The organism is Constrictibacter sp. MBR-5 (assembly GCF_040549485.1).
Taxonomy (GTDB): Bacteria; Pseudomonadota; Alphaproteobacteria; order JAJUGE01; family JAJUGE01; genus Constrictibacter.
The window spans coordinates 1-10,599 of sequence record NZ_JBEPTK010000035.1; the positions used below are offsets into that span (position 1 = coordinate 1).

Consider the following 10,599-nt stretch of genomic DNA (forward strand, 5'->3'; position numbering starts at 1 on the left):
GCCGGTGGGCAGTCTGATCAACGTCACCAGCAGGGGGTCATTTTTGAACGCCGATACCCCCGCCAAGGGGGTCAAACTTGCACGCCGAAACACACAGAGCCGGACCTTTGCCCGCGAGGGCGTGGCGCTCGACGTCTCCACGCTGGCCGACTGGGATCGGCGCGGTCGCGGCGGCGCTGCAGCCGCTGGTCGAAGTGGTCGAGGCGCACGTTCGCGAGGCCGAGCGGATCCATGCCGATGATACCCCGGTGCCGGTGCTGGCGAAGGGCAAGACCCGGACCGGCCGGCTATGGACGGTGGTGCGTGACGACCGGCCGTTCGGTGGCGCCGACCCACCGGCGGCCGCCTATTTCTACTCCTCCGACCGCAGCGGCGTGCATCCGCAGACCTGGCTCGCCGCGTTCACCGGTATCATGCAGGCGGACGCCTTCTCCGGGTTCGGGAAGCTCTACAGGCCGGGCCGGAAGGCGGGCGAGATCGTCGAGGCGGCGTGTTGGGCGCATGCGCGGCGCAAGTTCTTCGAGCTCGCCGACCTGAAGAAGGCGCCAATGACGGTCGCCGCGGTGAAGCGCATCGACGCGCTGTTCGAGGTCGAGCGCGACATCAACGGTCTACCGCCCGAGCGGCAGGCGGCCGCCCGCGACGAGCGCTATCGGCCGCTGGTCGTCGAGCTCGAGGCCTGGCTCCGCGAGAACCGCCGCGCGCTGTCCTCGAAGTCGACCACGGCCAACGCCATCGACTACATGCTCAAGCGCTGGTCGTCGTTCACCCGCTTCCTCGACGATGGCCGGATCTGCTTGTCCAACAACGCCGCCGAGCGCGCCTTGCGCGGCATCGCCGTCGGCCGTCGCAACTGGACCTTCGCCGGATCCGACGCCGGTGGCCGACAGGCAGCGGCCATCTACACCCTCATCGAGACCTGCAGGCTCAACGACATCGATCCGCGCGCCTGGCTCGCCGACACCCTCGAACGCCTGCCCGGGCATCCCGTTATAAGGCTCCACGAACTGTTGCCGTGGAACTGGAAAAGCCCCGCTGCCACACTGGCCGCATGACCGACACCTTCGCCGAGATCGCGACCGTCCGCATCTAGCTCCGGGGTACGAACCCGCTGATCTGGCGCCAGGTGGAGGTCCCGACCTCGATCACGCTGAAGGTCCTGCACGATGTCGTGCAGGTCGCCATGAGCTGGTTCGACTGCCACCTCTGGGAGTTCACCATCGCCGGGCAGCGCTACGGCCCACCCGCGGGCCAGGACTGGGGCATGGAGCCCAGCCGCGATCCCGCCAAGGTGCGGCTACGCGACGTGCTGCGGCCGCGCCGCACCATCATCGACTACCTCTACGACTTCGGCGACGGCTGGGAACACCGGCTCACTGTCACCATTGTCCGCCAGGGTGAGCCGGGCATCGGTTACCCGCGCTACGTCGCCGGTGAACGAAACGCCCCGCCCGAGGACTGCGGCGGCATCCCTGGCTTCTATGAGCAACTCGGCATCCTCGCCGACCCGACTGCGGCCGGTGCTGATGACTGCACTGGTGGCATCGCTCGGCTTCGTGCCGATGGCCCTCTCTACCAGTGTCGGCGCCGAGGTGCAGCGGCCGATCGCGACCGTCGTCATCGGCGGGCTGATCACGGCGACTCTTCTGACGCTGGTGGTGTTGCCGGCCCTCTATCGACGCTTCGCGCTTCCGTTCGAGATCCGAGAGGAAGACGACGTGCCCGAGGGCGCGCCCCTCAAGAATCCGGCGCAGTGAGCTGGACAGGCGCCGATGCGATCGCCGGCCCGCTCCCTTTCCAACGAAACCAAGGACTGAACAACATGCTGAAGCACGCGATCATCGCCCTGACCCTGCTTTCCTTTCCCGCTGTTGCGCAGGCAGCGGACGGCCACACTCATGGACCGGAGCACGCCCACGGCAGCAAAGGGCCTCATGGCGGCGTCCTCCAGGACATTGCCGGTTATGAAGGCGAGTTAGTGGCCGGGGAGGGCACCGTGGCTCTCTATCTGCTCGATCATGAAACCGATAAGCCGGTCGACACGGCCGGAATGCAGGCGAACGTTCTCTTCACGGAGGGTGAGGTCCGAAAGGGAACGCTCGCCCTCAAGCCCGCCGGCGACCGATTGGAAGGAGCCGGCAAGGTACCCGCCGGAGCCGATGCCGTCGTCAGCCTGCGAACCAAGGCCGGCAAGACGGCACAGGCTCGCTTCGAGCTGGGCGGGCACGCACACTGACTGGGAATTCGGGGTGGTCGGCATCGGCTCGAGCTGGCCGACTCGGCCATCCCAAGTGATCAGCCATCCGAAAGGTGGCTGCCGAGCGGCCGACACTCGCCCGGGAAGCGTCGGCAGCAAAACAGGATCGTTACGGCACCGCTCGCCTCATCAGTTGGATCGCTGCGCGCCTCTCGGCGCGGTGATCACGGCGACCGCTGTCGGCTGGCAGTAGTGGAAGCCACCAGATGCGACAGCTCAGGAGGAGGCGATTCAAAGCCGGCGCCATGGCCATGAGCAATGCCAGTGGAACCTTCACGCGCCAAATCGGTCGGTAATCAGAAACGGAGGAGACGTGGTGAAACGAGCCCTAATCACTGAGTTGTTGGCGATGCTGATGATCGGCGACGGCATCATTGCCTTGCTCTACCCGACGAGCCACCCACGCCTGTGGAGAGCCGGGCCACCCTCCTGGGAGGCTGCTATGACGATATTCGCACGCCGACCGGGAATGACGCGAATGTTGGCGGCTGTCGAGATCGGAGCCGGGCTATGGCTTGCGGCGCGGCAGCAGCCACGCAGCACAGATCGGTCATCATAAGAGGATCGCCGGATGCCGCACGACCACGGTCATCACCATCACGATACCGGATCGCTGAGCGACCGCCGGCTCGCCTGGGCTGTTGCTGCAAATGTCGTGCTGACGGTCGCACAGATCATCGGCGGCATCGTTGCTGGGAGCCTTGCTCTCGTCGCGGATGCGCTGCACAACCTGAACGATGCCGCTTCGCTCGGCCTCGCGCTGTTCGCCCGCAAGATCGCCCGCCGCCCCGCGCATAAGGGAATGACGTTCGGCTACAGCCGTGCCGAGGTGATCGCAGCATTGATTAATCTGGTCACGCTGATCATCGTCGGCCTCTATCTCGTTTACGAGGCTATCGCCCGCTTCTTCGCGCCCGAGCCGATCGCCGGATGGATCGTGGTGATCGTCGCCGGAATCGCGCTCGCGGTCGATGTCGTCACCGCGATGCTCACCTACGCGATGTCGAAGGAGAGCATCAACGTGAAGGCGGCGTTCGTGCACAACGTCTCGGATGCGCTCGCCTCGGTCGGCGTCATTGTCGCCGGCACATTGATCCTCCTCTACGACCTCTATGTCGCCGACCTGGTCGTCACGGTGGCGATAGCGGCCTATGTTCTCTACCAGGGCTTCAGCATGATTGGCCGGACGATTCGCATACTGATGGGAGCGGCTCCGCCGGATATCGAGTTCGACGCGCTGATCCAGGCCATGGAGAGTGTCGACGGCGTCGAAGAGATTCATCACGTGCATGTCTGGGAGCTGAATGAGCGCGATCGATCGGTCGAGGCGCATGTCGTGATTCGAGAGAGCGACATGGACCGGATGGAGACGATCAAATCCAAGCTGAAGCACCTTCTCGGCGAGCGGTTCCGGATCGCACATTCGACGCTGGAGATCGAACTTCCCCCCACAGCGAGTGATCACCGCCACGACAGCGCTGTCGTACCGCAGCACTGACGGCACGGTATCCTGCCAAAGGGGCTATTTTCTGCTTCCGATGGGCTTCGGGGTCAACCTCTAAGGAGGGAGCCAGACTTGGCTGACGACGCAACAAGCCAAATTACGGCATTAAGCGGGGGATCAATCCGGCTTTCCGGCCTCGTAATTCCGACAGGCATCAACCCCCCGCGCCGTTCCGGTCAGCAGCTCGTCCGCAAGACTCAACAGCACTTCCAGTCGGGGATCGCTGAGGTGGTAATGGACGAAGCGCCCGCGCTGCTCGCCCGCGACCAGCCCGCATTCGCTCAGGCAACGCAGATGGTTCGAGGCATTGGACTGCGACAAGCCGGTGCTCGCGACAATCTCCCCGACCGATAGCGGCCCTGCACGCAGCGCGTCGAGTATTGACAGCCGCGAGGCATCGCCAAGCCCCCGGAACAGCTTCGCCCGTAGCTCGGCGGTGCGGGCATTAACCCGCTGCGTCAATTCGGTTTCGCTCGACATATCAGTCTGCAATGATACGTTGCCCGTCTGGGATAAGGAAGATGGGCATGAGCGTAACGCTTTCGACGGAGAATGCAGAGGAAACGGCGCGGTACCGGGTCACCGGCATGGATTGCGCGGCCTGCGCCGCCAAGATCGAGAAGGCGGTGCGATCGGCCGGCGTGAAGAATGTGAAGGTTTCGACTGCGACCCAGATCATGACGCTGCATGGGAGCGATCTCGCCGCGCGGCTCTCCGAGGTCGAACGCGCCGTTTCCGGCATCGGCTATCAGCTCGACCGGCTGGATGGCCCCAAGGCGAAAAACGAAGGCGACAGTGATGATCTGCCGAAAGACCTCTCCCACATCACGCCGGCCTACAAGCGGGCGCTGTGGATCGTGATCGTGCTCAATGTCGGTTACGGGCTGATCGAGATGGTCGGCGGCTTCATCTCGGGATCGCAGGCGCTCAAGGCCGATGCGCTCGATTTCCTCGGGGATGGGCTGATTACCTTCCTCGGCATTCTCGCCATTGGCTGGAGTCTGATCTGGCGCGCGCGCTCGGCGCTCATTCAAGGGCTGTTTCTCGGGGTGCTCGGGCTGGGGGTTCTCGCCAACACGGCTTACCGCGTGCTGGTTGTGAACCAGCCGGAAGCCGAGCTGATGGGGCTGTTCGGGATCATCGCACTGGCGGTCAACGTGGCGGCGGCGCTCGCGCTGATTCCGCACCGGACCGGCGACGCCAACGTACGGGCGGTCTGGCTGTTCTCGCGCAATGATGCGATCGGCAACGCGGCCGTCGTCGTGGCGGCGGGCCTTGTGGCATGGACCGGTACGGCCTGGCCCGACCTTGTTGTAGCAGCAGTGATCGCCGGTCTGTTCCTGCAATCGTCATGGGTGATCGTGCGGGATGCGCGCGCCGATCTGCGTGAGGCCGCGTAAGTGGGCCGCCGCGTCGGCATAGGATGCGCTGCGGCGGCGCTCGCTCTCGATCAGGGCACCAAGGCGCTTGCCCTTGGCACGCCCGCTCTGGTGGATGGCGTTGAACTCCTCCCGATTTTGAACCTTGTCCTCGTGCGCAATCACGGCGTCAGCTTTGGGATGCTTAGCGGCGTTGTGCCGTGGTGGGCGCTGATCTTGCTCAGCCTAGCCATAGTGGCCGCCCTTGCCGTCTGGCTATGGCGATCACAAGGCCGGGCGGTCAGCATGGCTCTCGGGCTGATAATCGGCGGCGCTCTCGGCAACGTGGTTGACCGCGTGCGGTTTCAGGCGGTCACTGATTTTCTGGATTTTCACGTTGCCGCTTACCACTGGCCCGCCTTCAACCTTGCTGACGTGGCGGTCGTCTGCGGCGCGGCGTTGCTAATGCTCGATGGCTTTCGCGCGTCGGAAGGAAGAAGGCATGAAGAAGCCTGAGAAGGGAAAAATCGGCTACGACCGCACTGGCGGAAAACCGTCCGGAGCTGTCCCCCAAGGGCTATTTCCTCCGGCCTGTCCCCTCAAATTTCGGAGGGGATGACCCTATGCCCCCCAACCTTCACAGATTTGAGAAACGTGAGACGCTGATGGACAGAGCGCTTGGCCCTCGGCCCGCGCAGTACAACCTCAGGGGATCTGATTGGGACGGACGACAAGGTGGAGTTGGCGCGCCTCGAAGGGGCTGGAGCAGATCGTTCGAGTATGGTTGCTGCGCTTGCTGGTCGAACTCGGCGCGGAGAGTGGACTGGTCGGCGACGGCGGGGTGAGCGACAGCCATCTGGCGGAACTGTTGGGCCTGGAGGTGGATGTTTCCGGGAAACATCGCGGCCAAGCGACGGCGCGGCAGCAGCTTCAGTCACTCCTCTCCGCATGTGAAAACGATCAGGCCGCCCGGCGATTGCCCCCCACCCTGGACGGCAATATTGCGCGCCTCGCCGCGCTCGTAGGACTGTCCGACATGGATCGCCATATATTGGGCTTCGCCGTCCTGCTGGCGATGACCGCTGAACTGGCGGACGTCTGTAGGGATCTCGGAGATATGACCTCAACGGTCGCTATGCGTGCGGTCGCGGCAATTCTTCATCTTCCGCCTGAGCAGGTGTTCACGGCTCTGGGGCCTGCGGGTCTGCTCAGCCGTGCAGGGCTGCTGTTTCTGAACCAGGAGCGAAGCGTCAACCTCCCTCACAAGCTGCAGTTCGGATCGGTCCGTTTCCCGGACAAGATGATGTCCGAGGGTACCGACCCTCACGATCTCATCTCGGATACTGTCGTGTTGTCTCGTCCGGCCGAACTCGGCCTGGACGACTACGCGCACGTCGCGCGGGCACTGGACATTCTGATCCCGTATTTGCGCCGAGGTCTCCAAGATCAGCAGAAGGGGGTCAACGTTCTCCTTCACGGCATGCCCGGCACCGGAAAGACCCAACTGGCCCGCACATTGGCAAGAGAGATCGGCGTGGAGCTGTTCGAGATCACTGATGCCTACCGGGATGGCGAGCCGATGGAGGGGTCCGGACGTTTGACGGCGCTGCGTGCGGCGCAGCATGTGCTGGCACGGCGGCGCGTGCTGCTGGTGTTCGACGAGATGGAGGACGCCTTCGCCGGCACGATCGCCGAACGGAGCGCCGCGCAGTCGACGAAGGCGTGGATCAATCGGATGCTGGAACAGAATCCGCTGCCGACGATCTGGATCTCCAACTCGACCGCGTGCCTCGATCCTGCGTTCGTCCGCCGTTTTGACTTCTGCCTGGAACTGCCGGTGCCGCCCAAGTCGCAGCGCGAAAAGCTGGTCCGTGCCGCCTGCCGCGGGCTAGTCGACGATGCGGCAGTAGCGCGTCTCGCATCGAGCGACTTGGTGGCACCAGCGGTAATCGCTCGCGCGGCGGCCGTGGTCGGAACCATCCAGCGTGATATGGGCGGTGCCGGGCCAAGTGCAGCGGTCGAACTCTTAGTTCGCAACACCACTCTGGCGCAGGGCCACCGGGTGCCGGACCACGCCGTGCCTGATCCCGGGGAGGGCATTTACTATCTGGATTGCGTCAATGCCGATGTTGAACTGCGCACCCTCGGTGAGAACCTGCGGCGCGTCGCTGCGGGCCGCATCTTCCTGCATGGGCCTCCTGGCAGCGGCAAGACCGCCTACGCCCAATGGCTTGCCAACACCCTGGAGAAGCCGCTCCATGTGAAGCGCGCCTCCGACCTTCTGTCCGCATTCGTCGGTGATAACGAGCGGAACATCGCCTCGGCCTTCCGGGGCGCCAAGCGGGAAGGGGCTGTGCTGCTCATCGACGAGGTCGACAGCTTTCTGTTGGATCGCCGCTCTGCGCAGCGGCACTGGGAGATCAGTCTCGTTAACGAAATGCTCACGCAGATGGAATGCCACGATGGCATCTTCATCGCCTCGACGAATCAGATCGACGCGCTCGACAAGGCCGCACTGCGGCGGTTCGACATCAAAATCGGGTTCGGTGCGCTCCGGCCGAACCAGGCATGGGAACTGCTGCGGCGACAATGCGCCGTCCTGGGGATCGGTGAGCCTGAAGCCGAATTGGAGCAGTATATGGGCCGGCTGAATGGGCTTGTGCCGGGCGATTTCGCGACCGTGGCCCGGCGTAGCCGCTTGTCTGCCATCGCGACGCCAAGGGCATTCGTCACCGCGCTGGCGGAAGAGTGTGCGCTGAAGGGCAGCCAGCGGACGATCGGCTTTGCCTTGCCGTAGGCGAGGGCTGTCATGCTCGATGCCATTGCTGCAACCGCCAAGCCAATGAGGGAAGCTCAAGCTGGATCCGCGTGTGAGGAGCATGCCGTCTGTAGGGAATACCTTACCGCTCAACCAGCTATCCGCTGATGGTGGGGGGATCCCGCGGCCGAAATCCGTGCTCGCGACATGCTGATCGCGGTCAACATCTCTACCGACGGACCAGGCAGTAGGAGGGGCCTTGGCAGTGTCCAAGACCAAGGCGATGCTGCTTCAGACGGTGGAAGGAGCACTTCGGACGGCCGACAACGATCGTCGCAAGTCTGTTAGTGCTCGTTCTGCTGCGATCCGCGCCCGATCGGGTCCGCTGGCCGCGCCTTCACCATAGTAAGCACGTCCTCCGGCATGGATGACGGTTCTGACATCGCCCAGGTCGAGCCCGATGATGCCCCGGGTGGAGACGAGCTTCGATATCGCCTCGACCGCGCTTGTGGTGGAGGCAATCGCAGGGTCGAAGACCGGGGGAGGGGGCGCCGCCCCAAGCCGGCCGTAGGGGAACCCCAGAAGCGCGACCGTGGATGCGCCGCCGAAAAGGAATGAGCGCCTTGTGATGCGCATAGGGCCTTCTGGGTTTCGTGAGGAGTCATCATCGCCAGAAATCGGCATATGTCGACCGCAGCGGCGTAGCCGGGGGCTCTGCGGCTCAACCACCCAGGATCGGCGGCGGGCGCGGATCATCCGCTTCTACGGCTTGCGCGGCGGCCCGGTCGGCCGAACAGTCCGGAAGGCAGTTGAGGCGGTCTCGGATGACGGCGATAGAGACGCCGGGAAGGCGCTACTCGTGCGGTTCGGCAAGGCGTCCAACGTCGGCGACGGTGTCCTCGCCTGTGTCACGCCAGATTTTGCATGGCGCCTGGCGAAGGGGCTGGAAGCGCCCGACGGCCTGATCGTGCGCGGCAAAGAGGTGGCTCGCCAGGCGCTCGCTGAACGCGCGGCCGTTCCAGCGCATTTGCTTCTCGGAAACAGGGTCACGATCGCCGGCGACTGGATCATCGACGGCTCCGCGCTACCGGCGAGCGGGCAACTGGCGCTCCGATCATGGCATGAGCATCAACGTCTATGATCTACGCGACGGCCTGATTGCTGCTGAGGACAGCTACCGGAACAGATCGGCTGATCCGCAAGCGCGCGAGGAGCAGCACCCGATTCCGTCTGCGGTTCAGTCGGGGGCGCCGTGGTGGCGGTCGCGGAACCTGGCCGGTGCCGCGTGAGCCCAGCGGCCGCCTTCGGCCGCGAGCGCCGGCGGCGCTGATCGAGGACACCCTCGCCATCCTCGGAGCGGCAATCATCGCGTGGAGCCTGTCATGAGTGAAACGTTCGATGTGATGTTGCTGGCGCGGGGTAGGCAGGCCGGGCGCAGGCTTATTGCCTGGCCGCCGCCTGGACTCGCGTGGCGTTGATCGAGCAGCACCTTCGGCGGCACCTGCGTCAACATCGGCTGCATCCGACAACTCCGAACCCCGGCGTCATGCCACCCATCGCCACAACCGTTCTTATCAATCCGCCACTTTCGCTTCGCCTGGACGAGATACGGAGTCTCGTCAGAGTCCATCCAGATGGACTTTCGGAAACGTTCATCGCGGGGCGACACCGGCCGTCATAATCTTGCTGGACAGCGGAAGCCCCTGGCCTCGGGCACGATCACCGAGTTCTCGGTCGCGGCCTCGGCCTAGCGCAAAGCCGGGCACCTGACAGGGGTGCCCGGCTCAGACTGCTGACAAACCCCGTCATTTTCTGGCGGGGTTTTGTTTTGGGTGCTTTGAGTGTCCGGACCGGGGCGGTATCGGCTCTGGGTTGGAGGTCGTTCGCTCAAGCCGGAGCTGGTTCGGGGTTCCGGGTCATGGCCATCGCGATCTTCTTGATGTTCTGGGCGGCGGCTGCGAGCAGGCACTGGCTGGAGACGCGGATCAGACTTCGGAACCTGGCGTAGCGGTGACCGTGAAGCTGCTTGGCATCGGCGAAGGAGCGCTCCACGGTCTCCTTTCGTCGCTTGTAGATCGCCTTGCCCCACGGCGTCAGACGGTGGGCATCGGCCCTCTCGCGGGCCTCGGCCCAGACGTGGCGGGTGATGGTGCGGATCGCCTTGGCGTTCGTGGTGCACGAAGCCAGGAGCGGACAGGTCCGGCAGATCGCCGGGTCGGAGCGGTAGTGACGGTAGCCGTGGCGGTCGGTGGTGGCATAGGCGAGGACCTGCCCCTGTGGGCAGCGATAGCCGTCGGCCTCGGCTTCGAAGATGAATTTCGATTTGCGCATCATGCCGGGCTTGGGCGGCGTCGGGTTGCGATAGCCGGTGACGCCGAGGATCTGCCGGTCCTCCAGCCCCTTGGCGATCCCGGCGGTGGCATAGCCCGCATCGAGCCCGACGGCGCCGACCGCGAAGCCGAACCGGGCGCGCTGATGATCGAGGCGCGAGAGGTAGACGATCGAATCGTGGACGTTGGCCGGGGTCGTGCAGGTGTCGGTGATGATCGCCAGCCTGGCGTCGACGGTGCGATGGTCGAGGTAGAAGAACCCCTTCGGCTTGCCGTCCCGCACCATGTAGCCGCTGTTGTCAACGCCGCTGCAAATCTGACCCGGTTGTCTTCGTAGCGCCGGTTTAAATCTGACCCACCCGGTTCTGTTCGTCCGTGGTCGGGGCGCGCCC

At 64.6% G+C, this 10,599-nt stretch carries 9 protein-coding genes and 2 pseudogenes; 9 read left to right on the forward strand and 2 right to left on the reverse strand.

Going from position 1 to position 10,599, the window contains the following annotated elements; translation table 11 throughout:
* Positions 1-107: 107 nt before the first annotated feature.
* The 4 genes and pseudogenes from tnpC (at position 108) to ABIE65_RS27500 (ending at position 3,755) form a co-directional block, all read left to right on the forward strand.
* Positions 108-1,055, forward strand: coding sequence for an IS66 family transposase (gene tnpC / locus ABIE65_RS27485; RefSeq protein WP_502918583.1), 948 nt, complete (start codon positions 108-110; stop codon positions 1,053-1,055).
* A 71-nt stretch (positions 1,056-1,126) separates the two neighbouring features.
* Positions 1,127-1,459: pseudogene (locus tag ABIE65_RS27490) on the forward strand (plasmid pRiA4b ORF-3 family protein); the annotation flags it as partial.
* Between the two features lie 67 nt (positions 1,460-1,526).
* Entirely contained in the window at positions 1,527-1,757 is a 231-nt protein-coding gene (locus ABIE65_RS27495) for an efflux RND transporter permease subunit (RefSeq protein ID WP_502918584.1), read from the forward strand.
* Positions 1,758-2,828: 1,071 nt separating this feature from the next.
* A complete protein-coding gene (locus ABIE65_RS27500) occupies positions 2,829-3,755 on the forward strand; it encodes a cation diffusion facilitator family transporter (RefSeq protein ID WP_354081951.1) in 927 nt (308 codons plus the stop codon).
* A 123-nt stretch (positions 3,756-3,878) separates the two neighbouring features.
* On the opposite strand, the gene ABIE65_RS27505 is transcribed toward ABIE65_RS27500, so the two are convergent.
* Positions 3,879-4,241: an ArsR/SmtB family transcription factor gene (locus ABIE65_RS27505; RefSeq protein ID WP_354081952.1), complete on the reverse strand. Its 363-nt coding sequence runs from the start codon at positions 4,239-4,241 to the stop codon at positions 3,879-3,881.
* Positions 4,242-4,288: 47 nt separating this feature from the next.
* Between ABIE65_RS27505 and ABIE65_RS27510 the strand changes: the two genes are divergently transcribed.
* The 5 genes from ABIE65_RS27510 (at position 4,289) to ABIE65_RS27530 (ending at position 9,166) form a co-directional block, all read left to right on the forward strand.
* Entirely contained in the window at positions 4,289-5,161 is an 873-nt protein-coding gene (locus tag ABIE65_RS27510) for a cation efflux transmembrane domain-containing protein (RefSeq protein ID WP_354081953.1), read from the forward strand.
* Complete coding sequence (lspA, locus tag ABIE65_RS27515) at positions 5,162-5,635, forward strand: signal peptidase II (protein ID WP_354081954.1); 474 nt, start codon at positions 5,162-5,164, stop codon at positions 5,633-5,635. It abuts the gene before it with no gap.
* A gap of 277 nt (positions 5,636-5,912) precedes the next feature.
* Positions 5,913-7,916, forward strand: coding sequence for an AAA family ATPase (locus ABIE65_RS27520; protein ID WP_354081955.1), 2,004 nt, complete (start codon positions 5,913-5,915; stop codon positions 7,914-7,916).
* An 820-nt stretch (positions 7,917-8,736) separates the two neighbouring features.
* Complete coding sequence (locus tag ABIE65_RS27525) at positions 8,737-9,018, forward strand: hypothetical protein (RefSeq protein ID WP_354081956.1); 282 nt, start codon at positions 8,737-8,739, stop codon at positions 9,016-9,018.
* Positions 8,999-9,166, forward strand: a complete 168-nt coding sequence (locus tag ABIE65_RS27530) for a hypothetical protein (RefSeq protein WP_354081957.1) — start codon at positions 8,999-9,001, stop codon at positions 9,164-9,166. Before ABIE65_RS27525 ends, ABIE65_RS27530 begins: the two co-directional genes overlap by 20 nt.
* 598 nt (positions 9,167-9,764) lie before the next feature.
* Here the strand turns inward: ABIE65_RS27530 and ABIE65_RS27535 are convergent.
* Positions 9,765-10,505: pseudogene (locus tag ABIE65_RS27535) on the reverse strand (transposase); the annotation flags it as partial.
* Positions 10,506-10,599: the final 94 nt, after the last annotated feature.